Source organism: Agreia sp. VKM Ac-1783 (genome assembly GCF_900177765.1).
Classification (GTDB): Bacteria; Actinomycetota; Actinomycetes; order Actinomycetales; family Microbacteriaceae; genus Agreia.
This window is the reverse complement of the sequence record NZ_FXWI01000003.1, coordinates 649,096-666,859: the sequence shown is the minus strand read 5'-3', so window position 1 is coordinate 666,859 and position 17,764 is coordinate 649,096. Positions and strand designations below refer to the sequence as shown.

General features: G+C 65.7%; 7 protein-coding genes. 1 reads left to right on the top strand and 6 read right to left on the bottom strand.

From position 1 onward, the window contains the following. Positions 1-8 precede the first annotated feature (8 nt). The 4 genes from CCK87_RS12765 to CCK87_RS12750 form a co-directional block, all read right to left on the bottom strand. Positions 9-5,861, bottom strand: coding sequence for an Ig-like domain-containing protein (locus CCK87_RS12765; protein WP_086461762.1), 5,853 nt, complete (start codon positions 5,859-5,861; stop codon positions 9-11). Next, entirely contained in the window at positions 5,858-7,285 is a 1,428-nt protein-coding gene (locus tag CCK87_RS12760; RefSeq protein ID WP_086461761.1) for a serine/threonine-protein kinase, read from the bottom strand. Before CCK87_RS12760 ends, CCK87_RS12765 begins: the two co-directional genes overlap by 4 nt. Before the next feature lie 150 nt (positions 7,286-7,435). Continuing rightward, positions 7,436-8,263, bottom strand: a complete 828-nt coding sequence (locus CCK87_RS12755; RefSeq protein WP_249273881.1) for a protein phosphatase 2C domain-containing protein — start codon at positions 8,261-8,263, stop codon at positions 7,436-7,438. Beyond that, entirely contained in the window at positions 8,257-9,339 is a 1,083-nt protein-coding gene (locus CCK87_RS12750; protein WP_086461760.1) for an FHA domain-containing protein, read from the bottom strand. The genes CCK87_RS12755 and CCK87_RS12750 overlap by 7 nt, the downstream gene beginning before the upstream one ends. A gap of 76 nt (positions 9,340-9,415) precedes the next feature. Between CCK87_RS12750 and CCK87_RS12745 the strand changes: the two genes are divergently transcribed. After that, on the top strand, positions 9,416-10,180 hold the full coding sequence (locus tag CCK87_RS12745; RefSeq protein ID WP_140162842.1) for a fused MFS/spermidine synthase: 765 nt from the start codon (positions 9,416-9,418) through the stop codon (positions 10,178-10,180). A gap of 56 nt (positions 10,181-10,236) precedes the next feature. Here the strand turns inward: CCK87_RS12745 and CCK87_RS12740 are convergent, their stop codons facing one another. Further along, positions 10,237-14,115 carry a DNA-directed RNA polymerase subunit beta' gene (locus CCK87_RS12740; RefSeq protein ID WP_085484840.1) on the bottom strand — a complete coding sequence of 1,293 codons (3,879 nt, stop codon included), beginning with the start codon at positions 14,113-14,115 and terminating at the stop codon, positions 10,237-10,239. 48 nt (positions 14,116-14,163) lie between these two features. Continuing rightward, a complete protein-coding gene (gene rpoB / locus CCK87_RS12735; protein WP_085484838.1) occupies positions 14,164-17,652 on the bottom strand; it encodes a DNA-directed RNA polymerase subunit beta in 3,489 nt (1,162 codons plus the stop codon). Positions 17,653-17,764: the final 112 nt, after the last annotated feature.

Below are 17,764 nucleotides of genomic sequence, written 5' to 3'. Positions count from 1 at the left end.
TCTGTGCCTCAGCCGCACTTCTTGCCGCTGCCACGCTGTCGCAGGTCGTTCTGGTCGGTACCGCTCGTAAAGTCTCCCCCATTGCCGATCGTTCGAACGACCACCTCTTGGGAGTCGGCCAGAGTGCTCAGCGTCGGCACCGTAGGGTCGTCTGACCACGCCGACCAGATTCCGGGGATGCCGGCGAGCGACGATCTGAAGGAGTACTGGAAGGTCCACGAGACCGATCCAGGACTCTCAAGCGCAGCCGAAACCGCGCCTCCGGCCACACACGACGCGACCGCCGCGTTCGCGTTCACGGGGGTGAGCGCGTTCGTGGGCGCTCCGGGCTCGCTGCATCGAGTGGTTCCCTCGCTCGTGATGCACGAGGTGAAGGTCCACGGACCGGATCCCGTGAGCGGCGAGTTCTTCGTGACCGCGCCTCCCCCGGAGACCTGGATGGTGTATTCCGACGTGTTGGTGTTCGGCAGCGTGATCGGCGCGGCAGTATCTACTGCAACACCGTAGATGCCGCCGCTGGGGCTTTGATATTTCAGAGCCACCGTCGGCGGAGCCGGGGGGATCAGCACTCGAATGCTCCCGGTCTGAGCCGACGTGCATCCCCAGCCGTTGTCGGCGTAGACCACGTAGACGAAGCGAGAGCCGACGTCGCCATCGGCTGACGGCACGATGACGCCGGGCGAGACAGCGCGCGTGCCGGATGCCTGGCTGCAGTTGGGCACAGAAGCCTGCGCCCCGTAGCGCACCACGTTGTACGTCACGCCGGATCCACCGTTGGCGCCGAACGCCGACCAGTCGACGCGCACCGATCCGGCATCGTCGACGATCGTCGCCGTGACCGCGGTCGCCACGGGACGACCAGCAGCTGTGACCGAGCCCGAACTCGACCTGTTCCAGGGAATCTGACCCGGGTAGAGCGTGTCGGCTCCGTTCTCGGCCCACACCTGGGCCGAGTACTCGGTGCCGGGAACTCCCTTGTATCGCAGCGAGGTGGCCGACCTGTCGACCTCGATCGTCGATCCCCCGATCTGCACCCGCACTCGCTGCACCGCACTGCCGGGGTTCGGATCGGGAATCGACTTCCACGACACGACGACGTACCCCTCGTTCGACTGAGCCTGGTCGGCGGCCTCGCGCGCGATCGTGACCTGCTGCGGCGGCGCGGGAATGTAGTCGCTGCGCATCGGAACGCTCCGGGCGCTCGGGGACGATTCTCCGTACTCGTTGACGGCGATCGAGTAGAACGTGTAGTTCTTACCCGCCTGAAGATCGTTGAGGAGGCAGGTTGCCGAGGCTCCGCAGTCCTTCGAATATCCGCCGTTGTCGTCGCTGCGAATGATGAACGACGTGATCGGGGCCCCGTTGGGGTACGGAAGTGGCGCCGCCGACACACTGAGCTGGCCGTTGACGAACCCTGCGCCGGAGAGCACCGGCGCAGCGGGTTGGTCTGGTACGTCCACGATCGTGATCGTGACAGTCCCCCAGGTGGCGCGCGTCGGATCCTTCGTCGCGTCGACGACCTGGTACTGCATCGTGACCTGTCCGGTGGCCTTGAGGTCGACCTGAGGCGACACCGTGACCGAGAGCGTGCTCTTGTCGGCGCTCGGGGTGACCTGCACACCGGCCGGAACGGCGCCCTGCACGGCCCCGACCGACAGGGGCGTGTCGGGGAACGGATTGGTTGCCGTGTCATTCTCGAGCACAGGGATGGTGGCCGTTCCACCGCGACGGATCGTGAGGCTGTCGGCCCCCGGGCTCACGAGCGGGCGGGTAGACGTGACCTCCGAGAGTTTGACGATGCCGGCTTTGCCCTCGTTCTTCGCGTCGCGCACACCCACGGTGAGCTCGGATGCGCTGCCGACTTTGGCGTCCGCGGCGGCGGCGACCCTGAGTTGTGAACCCGACACCGAGGCCGAGAATCCCGAGCCCGGCTGAGAGGTCACCTCGTAGACGAGCTGATCCATGTCGGCCGGATACGGGTACTTCGTGAGATCACGCAGCTCGATCACTCGGTCATCACCCGGCTGCAGACCGAGCTGCGCACCGGAGAAGACGGGAGGCTGGTTGTCTCGAGGAGTGACGGTGATGGCGAGCACGATCACGGCCTTGTGTCCGTTCGGGTCGTCAGGGCCCGACCCATCGGTCACCTCGAATGACAGCGATGCCGGGCCCCAGTACCCGTCGCGACTCGTGAACCGCAGGGTGCGAGGGTCGACCACGAGGTTCGTTCCGTCGGCGTTGCTGGCCTTGACCGTGGCCTCATCGGTCAGACGAACCTGCCTGCCACCCGCGGCGACCACATAATCGTTGATGTTGATCGACAGGGTGTCGCCACTCAGCACCTGCAGGGGCTTGGCCGTGGTGCGCAACTCGGGCAGAGCATCCTCGAGACCGGGTACCCAGATGAACGCGGAAGCGCTGACGCTGTCATCGTCGGCTGTGGAGACGACGAACGGAATGATCTGGCTCTTCTGCTGCACCGCGACGCGCACCCGATTGTTCGGCAGGACGGATGCCGTCGTGTCGTATCCCGGCACCAACGACAGTCTGAGCGAGCCGACGTCTCCTTCGGCGTAGAAGACCTTGCGCATCACATCGACGGTGACATCGTCACGACCCTGGATGTCTGTCAGGTTGAGCACGGTGTCGTCAGCCTCCGGCCGCACCGGCGGCGCCCCGGCATCGACCCGAACGCGAAGCCAGGCGGATGCCTGTTGCCCGCCGTCGTTCTGAATCGTGTAGAGCACCGCGTAGTCGCCCTCTGTCTTCGGCGCGTGGAACGTGATGCGGTCGGCCGACTTGGGCACGTCTACGTCGGCGACGGCGGACTCCGCACCGACGACCTTGAGCGGACTCGCGTTCGGGTCCGAGTCATTCTCGAGCACGCGCACGGTGATGGCGGTACCCGGCGTCGTGACGACGACGTCGTCGACCGCGACGGGAAGGCTTGCCGTGTCGAAGCTCGGGCTGATACCCACCCGCACCGTCCCCGTCGCGCGCGCCCCGAGGCTGTCGACCACCTCGTATGAGAAGGTGTCGGTGCCCTGTGACGCAGCGCCCGCCGTGTAGGTCAATCCGTCGCCCGAGACCATCACGCTGCCCTGCGCCGGATTCGACGCGGCGCCCACGAGCCTCACCGAATCGCCATCGGCATCCATGTCGCCCAACGGCACCGGGATCGTCACGCTGTCACCGGCGAGGACGCGGCCCGACAGGGTGGGCGGCACCGGGGCTGTATTCGTCGCGGCGTCGGCCTCTCTGACCGCGATCGTCACCTGGGCCGTATCGAACTGCACGTCGGCCGTCGTTCCCAGGCGGTAGATGGCCGTGTAATCGCCCGGCTCATCGGGCGCAAGATAGCGCAGGCGGTTGCCGGATGCGAAGAGCAGCCCGCCGCCGGACGGCACGTTCTGCACGAGCACGGGATCGAGCACGAGCGGCTTGCGGTTCGGATGCTCGTCGTTGGCCACCACAGGGATGTCGATGACCTGGCCCACGCGCACCGAGACGCTGTCCGCCACCGCCACCGGTGCCTGCAGCCTCTTAGGCTCGGGCACCTGGTAGATCGTGACGGTTCCCTCGGCGCTCGAGAACCCGTTCGTGGCCGTGTAGGTGAAGGTGACGGGTGCATCGAGCGGGTTATTCAGCCGAACACGCAGGAGGCGGTGCTCGATGATCTCGACGACGACGCCGGATGACGACGGCACACCGGCCACGCCCGCGATGCTCAGAACGCCCCCGGCCGGGTCGATGTCGGAGGCGAGCACGTCGACGGTGTCTGTCTGCTGCTGGTAGAGGAAGGCCACCGTCGGCACCGTGATCGGCTTCGTCGAGGCATCCGGCGCGGCGGCGATGTCAACGCGGATGATTCCGGTGGCGGTCTGCTGCGCGGCGTCTGTTACCGAGTACGACAGATAGTGCACCCCGGCGTTCTGCGCCAGAAAGCGGAACGTGCCCTTGGCGTAGTTCGGGGTGATCTTGGTCTCGGGATAGTCGGCGACGGTGCTGAGGCGGATCGCGCCGGTACCTCCGCGCACGTGCGCCAGCGGCGAGATCTGCAGTTCCTGACCGGTGTAGCCCTGCACCAGGAATCCCTCCGTGAGGAGAGGAACGGTACCGGGATCCAGGACGGTGACCCGCAGCTGCCCCGTGCCCGACAGGGTGAAGTCGGAGACCTGCAGCCCGATGTCCTTCTCGGCCGCCACCGTGCCGCCGTCACGGAAGTCGAGTTCACCAGCGGGCGAGAAAGAGACGCGGTCGGGCTCACCCGCCTGCGCGTCCTCGAGATACATGGGGTCGCCGTCAGGGTCGTACCAGTCGCCGAGCACATTCGCTGTGAAGACTCCCCCGGCGGCCACGCTCGCCTTCGTCGTTCTCGCCTGAACGGGCGCCGAGTTCTCGCCGGGCGCGCGCACGGTCACGTTCACGGTGTTCGACGCCGTGCCGCCCCTCCCGTCGGAGATGCTGTAGTCGAACGAGAAGGTTCCGGATGCCTGCGGCGTCAGTGTGACCTGGAGTTGTTGAGCCGTGCTGACGAGATCGACTCGCGCGATGGCGGGATCGATCTCGGAGGTCGCTGTGATCGAGAGGACATCGCCGTTCGGGTCGTAGTCGTTCAGCAGCACGGGAAGAATGCTCGACACACCGGGACGGGCTCCGAAATCGTCGGGGGTCGCTACGGGCGGCTGTTGATCCTTGACGAGTTCGGGCGGTGTGTCGTCGTCGATCTCGTCGTCTTGCTGGGGGTCGTCGTCTTTGTCGATCAGCTGATCCCAGTTGTCGATGAGCCTGTTCTCGTGCTGCACGGCCCACACGCGTCCCGCGCCGCGATCATTGAGAACCACGTAGCGTCCGTTGCTGCGAAACGCGAGATCGTCGTCAGCCGAGACCCCGGCCAGCTGGCCGCGCACCGCATCCGACGAATCGCAACGCTGCCAGGTCGAGCCGTCGGCCCACGCCGCGTACGCGCATCCATCGTCGACGAGCGGCTGTGTCGGTCTGCCGTCGGCGGCCTCGACCAACTGCTCGACCGCACCCGACGACGTGTCGATGCCGAGCAGCCCGCCCGTGTGGGCCAGCAATAGCGCCCCGCTCCGTGTGCTCGGCGCGGCGAGCCGAAGCTCGGCCGACGAGGTGACACGGTCGGACAGGTCTATCGGCCGCCCGTCTACCACCAGCTGCCGGCTCGTGGCATCGAGAACGGATGCGACGCCGCCGGTGCGCGTGATCTGGAGCTCGTCGGTGGCTTGCAGATCGAGGCCGGTGACCGCCTCGGATCGGGGCTCGGCACCGGAGGAGAGATCTGCCGTCACGAGTCGTCGCGATTGACGATCGAAACCCACCAGCGTGCCGGAGTCGTCGACGGCCACCACGCTGCCCGCATCGAGGCTCAGCAGCGGCTTCGCCGATTCGTCGAACGAATCGAGATTGGCCTGGCGCACCGCCCACACCTCGCCCGTGGTCCCCGAGTGGATGACGATCTGACCGTCGGCCAGCATCACGTCGGGGTCGCCCGCCGGCAGCGGAATCGTGGAGGTGACCTGCGACGAGGCCGGATCGATGATCTGGAGGGTATTGCTCGTGTGATTGTGGGCGAGCACGGTATCGCCCCGCTGCAGCACATCGATGTCACTGCCTTCGCTCGGCACGACCGTGTTGAGTTCGAACACATCGGTGTTCGCGCGGCCCACCACCTGACGCGCTCCGTTCGTCACCCAGACCGATGCGTCGTCGAGTTCGACCTTTTGTTCGGTGTACCCCGTCGACGCGAGCGCGATCGCCAGCACCACGGCGGTGACCACGAGGACACTCGCCGTCGAGATCGCCTGAGACGCGTGCGCGCGCAGCCAGCGGAAGATCATCCGCCGTCTCCAGCCGATGAGCACTTCTGCGCCGACGGATCGCCGAGTCGGCCGTCTCGCAAGACGCGCACGGTGATGCAGTCGGGAACGAGCGGGTCTGCCTGAACCGTGAATTCGTTGGCCGACTGGGTAGACGAAGACCCGTCTGCGCCACGGATCACGTAGAGGTCACCGTCTGCGAGCCCGGGGTCGCGCCAGGAGAAGACGATGGCGTCGGCACCGGCGCTCGCTCGGATGTCGCTGACGACGGGGATCGAGGTGTTGAGCGCGCCCAAGACGAGCGCGACCGCGGCGACGATCGCCGCCACGAGCACCACCGCGCTGCCGACGACGGCGGCGATCACCCCGGGCCTGCGCAGCGGCTTGGCGCGTGAGGTGGTCGCCTGCCTGATGACGGTGACGCTCGAATCGGTCGACTCGTGCACGGTGTCGCTCCGACGTCCGCGGTGCCGCACGCGAGCCTCGCCTGCGGCACGCACCGAGACGCCGCCCTGCGCCGCTCTCGTCAGCGGCGCTGGGGCCGCCGCGCGCTGCGCCCCGCTGGCAAACGCTTCATTCGAGATGTCGGCCGACGTCTGCGGTAGCGAGAGCGTCGATTCGATCAGCTGCAGCCCACGAACCACTTCGAGAACGCTCGCCGGCCGCGCTGCCGGGCTCTTCGACATGCACGACGCGAGGAGCGTCTCGAGCTCGGCCGGAACATCCGGTCGACCCGTGGGCGGCACCCGATCGCGGCCGACGATGCGGCGCTGCAGATCGTCGCGAGTGTTGCTCTTGCCCGGATACTCGAACGGGCTTCGACCGGCGAGCATGGAGTAGAGCGTCGCGGCCAGCGACCAGACCTCGCTGCGCACCGTTCCCCGCGTCTCGGACTGCAGCACCTCGGGCGCCGACCAGGGCACGCTCATGCCCTCGGCCTCGTCGCGATCGGCCTCGGCCACGGTGGCAGCGATGCCGAAGTCGGCGAGCACGGGATGGTTGTACTGCGTGATGAGGATGTTCGACGGCTTGATGTCGCGGTGCAGAAAGCCGAGCCGGTGGGCGCTCTCGAGCGCACTGCCGATCTTGACGCCCGCCGTCAACACCTCCGCCAGGGGGATGCGTTCGGTCTTGTACCGCGTGCCGAACGACGAGGGGCAGTATTCCATCACGAGGTAGGGGCGACCGTCGGGCGCGATGCTCGCGGCGTGCACCGTGACGACCGATGGATGCGTCGCGAGTTGCGACATCAGATTGGCCTCGGAGAGGAACATCGCGCGCACGCTGTTGCTGGCCACGCCCGGCAGGAGGACCTTGACGGCGACGTCGGCTCGGGGCAGTGCCTGTTCATAGAGGAAGACGTCGGCGAAGCCACCCTTGCCCAGCGCCCGCAGATGCGTGTAGCCCGCGAGAACCGGCGGCTGTGACGGCAGCCTGCGAGCCATGGGCGTTCCTCTTTCGAGACGGTTACGTGGGGCGGGGCGAAAACCTTTTTGACTGTCCCCCGAAAGCCGTCCCTCCACTGTACATATGCCATCACCGGCATCGTGTGTCTCGAGCGCCAGACGGGGTGCCCCCAATCAGGGTGACACGGTTCAGTCGAAGCGGGGAAGGGTCGTGTCGGCGTCGTCGACGGCGTCGCTTCTGACGACCTCCACGACCACGGTCGTCACGTTGTCCCGGCCACCCGCGGCGAGTGCAGCCTCCAGCAGCAGGCCGGCTGCATCATCGGCATCGATCGCCTCCGACAGGAGCAGACGGATGAGGTCGGTATCGACCTCTTTCGTCAACCCGTCGGAGCAGATCAGGAGCCGAGCGCCCTCCGCGACGGGAATGAACCAGAGATCGGGAACCGGGTTCTTGCCGAAGCCCACGGCTCGCGTAATGATGTTCCGGTTCGGGTGCGACTCCGCCTCGATAGCGGTGATGCTGCCCGCGTCGACCATCGCCTGCACGGCGGAGTGATCGACCGTCAGCTGGGTCAGAACACCATCGAGGAGCGAATACACCCGCGAGTCGCCGATGTTGAAGACGGCCCAATACGGCCGCTGCCCCTGAATGGTGAGGGCGATTCCGGTGACCGTCGTGCCGGACCCGGGTCTGTCGTGGCCGACGCCGATCTCTCCGATGTCGTCGCTCGCCTGGCGCAGCGCCTGAGCGATCTCGTCGGTCGACGCGAAGTCGCCCGAGATGTACTGGGCCAGTCGGGCGACGACCGCGGCGCTCGCCTCGTCGCCCGCCGCGTGGCCTCCCATGCCGTCGGCCACGGCGAAGACGGGCGCCGCCGCGAGGTAGCTGTCCTGGTTGCCGGCGCGTTTCAGACCCTTGTTCGTCTGAGCCGCCCACGAGAGGCCGAGCTGGCCGACGCCGTCAGGAAGCGCGACGGTGCGGGCGCCGACGGTCGACGCGGCGACGCTCACCACGACGCGCCCTCGGTAGGAACCGCGCCCGGTCGCTCGACGATCTCGAGCACCACGTCGTCACCCAGATCGAGCAGCGTTCCGGTGGCGACCACACGGCTCGCTCCGGGGCTGAGCATCGACGGCGCCGCGCCCGGAACCCGCACCCGAGTTCCGTTCGTCGACCCGAGATCGCGCACCACGACGGCGCGACCTTCCTGCTGAATCTCGACGTGGGTCGAGCTGACCTCTCGTCGTGGCGAAGGCACGGCCACGAGCTCGGGTACGACGCCGGATGTGATGCGCGGGCTCTTCGGGGATCGGCCGACGTAGACGGTACGGTCGAGGGCGACCGTGCGCCCGTCGGGAAAAGCCACGGCGAGAGCGACCGACGCACCGGATGCGTGGGTCGGCTCGATGCGCGTTCGTCGGCTGACCGGCGGGGATCCGCCGGCGTTGACGTGCGCGCTGGCTGGGATGGCGGGCAGTGCGGGCGGCAGGAGGGGTGCGGGCGGCAGGAGGGGTGTGCCGGCCACGGCGGATGCGGGGGCCTGGGCGGGAGCGACCGGCCGGCTCTCGCGACGCCGTCGACCAGGGCCGATGACCGTGTCGGCGGAGGCATCCGGATCGTCGATCACGTCGGTCAACGCGGCCGGCTGCCCCAGGATGGTCTGATCGTCGGCGTCGGTTTCGCTGCCTTCGGCGGCCACGAGAGCCGGCTGGCCGATGATCGTGTCGTCGACATCGTTGCCCGTTCGGGTCAGCGGCTGGACGATCGCGTCGCCATCAGCGACGATCGACCCCGCCTTCAGGACGGTGTCGTCGTCGAGGCTGCCCGCGTCGTCGAGGTCTATCGATGTGACACCCCCGATGACCTGGCCGATCTGAGCAGAAACCGGCGCACCGGCATCCTGCACCCGCACCAGCACAGACACCTCGGCCCCAATCAGCAACTGCACGGCACCGTCGGCCGACGATCGAAGCTGGCTTGCCTTCGGGTCGAGGACATCGGGGTGAATATGGAGCGTCACCGGCGCATGCCACTCGACGCGCATCAACCCAGCACTCACCTGAACTCCCGCCATGCCGTCGACGGTCATCGTCGCCTGTCGCGGCCCAGTTTATTACGCTCGGGCTCGCCCCTGTTCGCGGTGGGGACGGCTTATGCTCGTGCCTGTGCCAGAGGCAGTCGAGAGAGTCCTTCCGTCGGGGACGGTCGCCCGGCTGAGCCCCGATCCATTCGTCGCGGGCGCGCTGACCCTGAGCCTCGATTCCGTGCCGCAATCCCACGTCTCTCTGCGCGATCCACGTCATCTCTTCTACGACTACGTGAGTCGCATGGGAACGGCCATCGATCTGATATCCCGCGCTGCGGAGCCGATCACCGTGCTGCACCTGGGCGCCGGAGCCCTCACGCTTGCCCGCTACGTCGCCGAGACGAGACCGGGGTCTCGCCAACTCGCTGTGGAGAGCGAGAAAGGGCTGGTTCCCTTCGTTCTCGAAGAGGCTCCCCTGCCGCGATCCGCCACGATCGACCTGATCGAGAGCGATGCTCTCACTGCTCTCGACGCCCTCGCTTCTGCCGATTCAGGCTGGACGGGGCTGGCCGACGTCGTGATCTGCGACCTGTACTCGGGCCTCGAGACCCCCGCCCACCTCGTGACGACTGCCTTCTTCAGGGCCGTGCGAAGCGTACTCTCGCCTGGCGGAACCCTGCTCGCGAATGTGGCCGACGACGCCGACCTCGCGCGCAGCGATGCTCAGCTCGCTGCGCTCTCGGCGGTGTTCCCTCGTGTCGCGATGATCGGCCCCTCTGCTCTGCTCGACGGTCGCGAGGCCGGCAACGTCGTGCTCCTCGCGGGATTCGACCCGGCCATCATCGAGCGGATGCCTTCGCTCGCGGCAGCCGGACCGCATCCGGTCACGTGGCGGGCGCTTTAACGAGAGAAGAGCCCCTCACCGCGAACGGTGAGGGGCTCTCTCAGTGGGTGACCTGCTTAGTTGTAGGTTCCCGGGGTGTAGTCGTCACTCGAGAAGCTGTCGAAGTCGACGAACGACAGGTCGGCTTCTGAGAACGATGCGTCATCGGTGAAGATGCGGTTCGGGTAACGCTCCGCCTTCGCCTCATCGGTCGCCTCGACGGCGACGTCGCGGTAACGCGGCAGTCCCGTTCCAGCGGGGATGAGCTTACCGATGATGACGTTCTCCTTCAGACCCATCAGCGGGTCGGACTTGCCCTCCATGGCGGCCTGCGTGAGAACACGCGTGGTCTCCTGGAACGACGCGGCCGACAGCCACGACTCGGTCGCGAGGGAGGCCTTGGTGATACCCATGACCTCCTGGCGAGCGGATGCGGTCTTCTTGCCCTGGGTGAGCGCCTCGCGGTTGAGCGTGTTGTAACGCGCCCGGTCGACGAGCTCGCCCGGCAGCAGGTCGGTGTCACCGTGCTCGACGACAGTCACCTTGCGGAGCATCTGACGAACGATGACCTCGATGTGCTTGTCGTGAATCGGAACACCCTGCGAGCGGTAGACGCCCTGGACGCCGCCCACGAGGTGCTTCTGCACTTCGCGGACACCCTTGACGCGCAGAACCTCCTTCGGGTCGACGGCACCGATGATGATCTGCTGTCCGAGCTCGACGTGCTGACCGTCTTCGATGAGAAGCGTCGAACGCTTCAGCACCGGGTAGGCGATCGGCTCGTCGCCGTTGTCGGGCGTCAGGATGACCTTTCGGCTGCGATCGGTGTCTTCGATGTGCACGCGGCCTGCGGCTTCGGCGATCGGGGACGCACCCTTGGGGGTACGAGCCTCGAACAGCTCCTGCACACGGGGCAGACCCTGCGTGATGTCATCTGCGGACGCCGAACCACCGGTGTGGAAGGTACGCATCGTCAGCTGGGTTCCGGGCTCACCGATCGACTGGGCCGCGATGATACCGACGGCCTCACCGATGTCGACGAGCAGACCCGTGGCGAGCGAGCGGCCATAGCAGGCAGCACACACACCGACGGCCGACTCACACGTGAGAACGGAGCGCACCTTGATGATGTTGACTCCGGCCGCAACCAGCTTGTCGATCAGAACGTCTCCGACGTCGTCTCCGGCCTCGGCCACGACAGTGCCCTTGGCGTCGACCGCGTCGGCCGCGAGCGACCGTGCGAACACCGAGTTCTCGACGTTCGGATCCTTGGTCCACTTGCCGTCGGCACCCTCGATCGCGATCGGGAGATCGAGACCCTTGGTGGTGCCACAGTCGTCTTCGCGGATGATGACGTCTTGTGACACGTCGACGAGACGACGCGTGAGGTAACCCGAGTCGGCCGTACGGAGGGCCGTGTCGGCCAGACCCTTACGGGCACCGTGCGTCGCGATGAAGTACTCGGCGACCGAGAGTCCTTCGCGGTAGCTCGAGATGATCGGGCGAGGGATGATCTCACCCTTCGGGTTGTTCACGAGGCCTCGCATACCGGCGATGTTGCGCACCTGCAGCCAGTTACCACGAGCACCGGAGGTCACCATGCGGTTGATGGTGTTGTCCTTCGGGAAGTTGTCGCGCATGGCCTGCGCGACCTCTTCGGTTGCCTTGGTCCAGATCTGGATGAGCTCCTGGCGACGCTCGAGGTCGGTCGTGAGACCCTTCTCGAACTGGCCCTGGACCTTGGCGGCCTGCTTCTCGTAGCCCTGAACGATCTCGCGCTTGTTCGGCGGAGTCAGGATGTCGGAGAGCGCAACGGTCACACCCGAACGGCTGGCCCAGTAGAAACCGGCGTCCTTGATGCGGTCGAGCGATGCAGCGACCTCGACCTTGGGGTAGCGCTCGGCGAGATCGTTGACGATCTCTGAAAGCTGACCCTTGTCGGCCACGGCCTGGATGTACGGGTAGTCGGCCGGCAGCGCCTCGTTGAAGAGTGCGCGACCCAGCGTGGTCTCGACGATGACGGGGCCGTCGACATAGTCGGCCGGACCCTCGTTCTCGCCGAAGTGCACGTCGTGCAGACGGATCTTCACGGGTGCGTTGAGGTCGAGCGACTTCTGGTCGTGCGCCAGGATCGCCTCGGCGACCGAGGAGAACGCGCGGCCTTCGCCGGTCGCTCCCTCTTTCACCGTGGTGAGGTGGTGCAGACCGATGATCATGTCCTGTGTGGGCAGGGTCACCGGGCGACCGTCAGAAGGCTTCAGGATGTTGTTCGATGCGAGCATCAGGATGCGCGCCTCGGCCTGGGCCTCGACACTCAGCGGCAGGTGCACGGCCATCTGGTCACCATCGAAGTCGGCGTTGAACGCCGCACAGACGAGGGGGTGAAGCTGAATCGCCTTGCCCTCGACGAGCTGAGGCTCGAAAGCCTGGATGCCCAGTCGGTGAAGCGTAGGTGCACGGTTCAGCAGCACAGGACGCTCGCGGATGATCTCTTCGAGCACGTCCCAGACCTGCGGACGGCTGCGCTCGACCATGCGCTTCGCGGCCTTGATGTTCTGAGCGTGGCTCAGGTCGATCAGGCGCTTGATCACGAACGGCTTGAACAGCTCGAGTGCCATCTGCTTGGGCAGACCACACTGGTGCAGCTTGAGCTGGGGACCGACGATGATGACCGAACGACCGGAGTAGTCGACGCGCTTTCCGAGCAGGTTCTGACGGAAACGACCCTGCTTTCCCTTGAGCATGTCGCTCAGGGACTTGAGGGCGCGGTTGCCGGTACCGGTGACGGGGCGTCCACGACGACCGTTGTCGAACAGTGCGTCGACGGCCTCCTGCAGCATGCGCTTCTCGTTGTTCACGATGATCTCGGGGGCACCGAGGTCGAGCAGGCGGCGGAGACGGTTGTTGCGGTTGATCACACGACGGTAGAGGTCGTTCAGGTCGCTTGTTGCGAAGCGGCCACCGTCGAGCTGCACCATGGGGCGCAGCTCCGGCGGAATGACCGGAACGACGTCGAGCACCATGGCGGCCGGCGAGTTGCCGGTCGCGAGGAAGGAGGACACCACGCGCAGGCGCTTGATGGCACGGATCTTCTTCTGGCCCTTGCCCTCGGCGATCTGCAGGTGGAGATTCTCACCCTCCGTCACCAGGTCGAACGCCTCGAGGCGCTTCTTGATGGCCTCGGCGCCCATGTAGGCGCTGAAGTACTGGCCGTAGCGGTCCTGCAGCTCGTGGAAGACGGCGTCTTCCGGCTTGAGCTCGCCGACCTTGAGGCTGCGGAAGTCCTCCCACACGCGCTCGAGCTGACCGATCTGCTCGTCGTACGCCTTGCGGGTCTGTCCCATCTCCTTCTCGGCGGAGTCCTTCGTGCGACGCTTCTGGTCGCTCTTGGCGCCTTCGGCCTCAAGGGCTGCCAGATCGGTCTCGAGCCGCTGGAGGCGGTTCGCGATCGTGGAGTCACGCTGGTCGGACAGGGTCTTGATCTCGAGGCGGAGCTCGTTCTCAAGGCCGGGCATGTCTTCGTGGCGAGCATCCTCGTCGACCGAGATGATCATGTAGGCGGCGAAGTAGATGACCTTCTCGAGGTCTTTCGGCGCCATGTCGAGCAGGTAGCCCAAGCGCGACGGAACGCCCTTGAAGTACCAGATGTGGGTGACGGGAGCGGCGAGCTCGATGTGGCCCATGCGCTCACGACGAACCGAGGACTTGGTGACCTCGACGCCGCAGCGCTCGCAGACGATTCCCTTGAATCGCACCCGCTTGTACTTGCCGCAGGAACACTCCCAGTCACGGCTCGGCCCGAAGATCTGCTCTCCGAAGAGGCCGTCCTTCTCGGGCTTCAGCGTGCGGTAGTTGATCGTCTCCGGCTTCTTTACCTCACCGTGTGACCACTTGCGGATATCGTCTGCCGTGGCGAGACCGATGCGCAGTTCGTCAAATGTTGTAACGTCCAGCAATGTTTTCTCTTCTCCTGAAGGTTGCGTCAGCTAAGTAACTAAGCCGGATCAGATGTCGTCGATGGACGACGACTCGAACCGGGTGGAGATGTTGATGCCGAGCTCCTCAGCTGCACGGAAGACCTCGTCATCCGTGTCGCGCAGGCTCACTGCTGTTCCGTCGGCCGAGAGGACCTCGACGTTCAGACACAGCGACTGCATCTCCTTGATGAGCACCTTGAAGCTCTCGGGAATACCGGGCTCCTGGATGTTCTCGCCCTTGACGATCGCCTCGTAGACCTTGACTCGGCCGAGGATGTCGTCGGACTTGATGGTCAGGAGCTCCTGGAGCGCGTACGCGGCTCCATAGGCCTCGAGGGCCCAGACCTCCATCTCACCGAAACGCTGTCCACCGAACTGTGCCTTACCACCCAGCGGCTGCTGCGTGATCATGGAGTACGGACCCGTCGAACGCGCGTGGATCTTGTCGTCGACGAGGTGGTGCAGCTTCAGGATGTACATGTAACCGACCGAGATGGGCTCGGGGTACGGCTCACCGGAGCGGCCGTCGAACAGGCGGGCCTTTCCGGAGGAGCCGATGAGGCGGTCACCGTCGCGGGTCGGAGTCGTCGAGTCGAGCAGACCGGCGATCTCCTCCTCGAACGCACCGTCAAACACGGGGGTCGCGACCTTGGTGTTCGGAGCGGCCTTGCGGGCCTGCTCGGGCAGCTCGGCAGCCCACTTGGGCTTGCCTTCGACCTCCCAGCCCTGCTTGGCGATCCAGCCGAGGTGGGTCTCGAGGACCTGTCCGAAGTTCATTCGTCCAGGAATACCCAGCGGGTTCAGCACGATGTCGACGGGGGTTCCGTCGGCGAGGAACGGCATGTCTTCGACCGGAAGGATCTTGGAGATGACGCCCTTGTTGCCGTGACGGCCTGCGAGCTTGTCGCCCTCGGTGATCTTGCGCTTCTGAGCGATGTAGACGACAACGCGCTGGTTGACGCCCGAACCGAGCTCGTCGTCGTTCTCGGCCGAGAACTCCTTGACGGCGATGATCGTTCCCTGCTCACCGTGGGGCACCTTCAGCGACGTGTCGCGAACCTCGCGGCTCTTCTCGTTGAAGATGGCGCGCAGCAGGCGCTCCTCGGCGCTGAGCTCGGTCTCACCCTTGGGTGTGACCTTGCCGACGAGGATGTCGCCGGGGCGGACCTCGGCACCGATGCGGATGATGCCGCGCTCGTCGAGGTCTGCGAGCAGCTCAGGCGAGACGTTGGGGAGGTCACGGGTGATCTCCTCTTTACCCAGCTTGGTGTCGCGCGCGTCGACCTCGTACTCCTCGATGTGGATCGAGGAGAGCACGTCGTCTTTCACCAGGTTCTGGCTCAGGATCATCGCGTCTTCGAAGTTGTAGCCTTCCCACGGCATGAATGCCACGAGCAGGTTCTTTCCGAGCGCGAGCTCGCCGTTCTCGGTGGCGGGACCATCGGCCAGAACCTGGCCGACCTCGACCCGCTCGCCCTCGGCGACGATCACACGGTGGTTGTAGCTGGTGCCCTGGTTCGAGCGGTCGAACTTGCGCAGGTAGTAGTCCTGCGTTCCGCCCTCGTCGAGCTGGATGGTGACGACGTCTGCCGAGACCTCGGAGACGACACCGGCCTTGAGCGTGGTGACCACGTCTCCGGCGTCGATGGCCGCGTAGCCCTCCATACCGGTTCCCACGAGCGGGCTCTCGCTGCGCAGCAGCGGAACAGCCTGGCGCTGCATGTTGGCACCCATGAGGGCGCGGTTCGCATCGTCGTGCTCGAGGAAGGGGATGAGGCTGGTCGCGACCGACACCATCTGGCGCGGCGAGACGTCCATGTAGCCGATGTCCTCGGCCGGGAACAGGTCGACCTCTCCGCCCTTGCGGCGAGCGAGGACGCGCGACTCGGCGAAGCGGGCCTCACCTGTGAGCGGCGCGTTGGCCTGGGCGACGATGTACTCGTCTTCTTCGCTGGCGGTGAGGTAGTCGATGGTCGCCGTGACCACGCCGTCGACGACGCGACGGTACGGGGTCTCGATGAAACCGAACGAGTTGATGCGCGCGAACGAGGCGAGCGATCCGATCAGACCGATGTTCGGGCCTTCAGGGGTCTCGATGGGGCACATGCGGCCGTAGTGCGACGGGTGAACGTCTCGCACCTCGACACCGGCGCGCTCACGGCTCAGACCACCCGGGCCCAGCGCGGAGAGGCGACGCTTGTGCGTCAGACCCGCGAGGGGGTTGTTCTGGTCCATGAACTGCGACAGCTGGCTGGTTCCGAAGAACTCCTTGATCGCGGCGACGACGGGGCGCACGTTGATCAGGGTCTGCGGGGTGATGGCCTCGATGTCCTGAGTGGTCATACGCTCGCGGACGACGCGCTCCATACGAGACAGACCCGTACGGACCTGGTTCTGGATGAGCTCGCCCACGGCGCGGATACGACGGTTTCCGAAGTGGTCGATGTCATCGACGTCGAGACGGATGTCGACCTTCTTGCCCTCGCGGGTGCCGGGGATCGTGGTCTGGTTGTCGTGAAGAGCGACCAGGTACTTGATCGTGGCGATGATGTCCTCGACCGTGAGCACGGAGTTGCTCAGCGCACTCTCGATGCCGAGCTTGCGGTTGATCTTGTAACGACCCACCTTCGCCAGGTCGTAGCGCTTCGAGTTGAAGTAGAAGTTGTCGAGCAGCGCACGCGCGGCCTCGGCAGCAACCTGCTCGCCCGGACGGAGCTTGCGGTAGATGTCTTTCAGCGCCTCTTCTTTGGTGAGGATCGTGTCCTTCTCGAGGGTGGCCTCGATGGATGCGTATCCCTTGAACTCGGAGAGGATCTCTTCGCTCGTGAGGCCGAGGGCCTTGAGGAAGACGGTGACGCTCTGCTTGCGCTTGCGGTCGATGCGAACGCCGACCTGGTCGCGCTTGTCGATCTCGAACTCGAGCCATGCACCACGGCTCGGGATGATGCGCGAGGAGTAGATGTCCTTGTCGGACGTCTTCTCCTGGGCGCGCTCGAAGTACACGCCGGGGCTGCGCACGAGCTGCGAGACGACGACACGCTCGGTGCCGTTGATGATGAACGTACCGCGCTCGGTCATGAGCGGGAAGTCGCCCATGAAGACGGTCTGCGTCTTGATCTCACCGGTCTGGTGGTTCATGAACTCGGCCTCGACGTAGAGGGGAGCCGCGTAGGTCTTGCCGCGCTCCTTGCACTCGTCGATCGTGTACTTCTCAGGCTCGAGGAACGGAGCGGTGAAGCTCAGCTGCATCGTCTCGCCGAGGTCCTCGATCGGGGAGATCTCTTCGAAGATCTCCTCGAGTCCCGAGTTGTTGGCCAGGTCTTGACGACCGGCCTTCTTCGCCTCGGCGACGCGCTCTTTCCAGATGTCGTTGCCGACGAGCCAGTCGAAGCTCTCGGTCTGCAGGGCGAGCAGATCCGGGACCGTGAGTGTGTCTGTGATCTTCGCGAACGAGAGACGCGATGCGTTTCTCCCGGTCTTGGGTGAGTTGGTGGTTGCGTTGCGCGCAGCAGCCAAGGAAATAACCTCCGTGGACCCCGTCGGGTCTCAGTACTGTCGGTTGACTAATAAGGATGTTTCGTTTGCGATCGCACCCGGCTTCGACCTACATTTGTCAAGAAGTTCGGGG

What these genes read in the sequence shown, in the direction of transcription:
- CCK87_RS12760 (WP_086461761.1), bottom strand. Translation starts at nt 7,285, where the DNA reads ATGGCTCGCAGGCTGCCGTCACAGCCGCCGGTTCTCGCGGGCTACACG.
- CCK87_RS12765 (WP_086461762.1), bottom strand. Translation starts at nt 5,861, where the DNA reads ATGATCTTCCGCTGGCTGCGCGCGCACGCGTCTCAGGCGATCTCGACG.
- CCK87_RS12750 (WP_086461760.1), bottom strand. Translation starts at nt 9,339, where the DNA reads ATGACCGTCGACGGCATGGCGGGAGTTCAGGTGAGTGCTGGGTTGATG.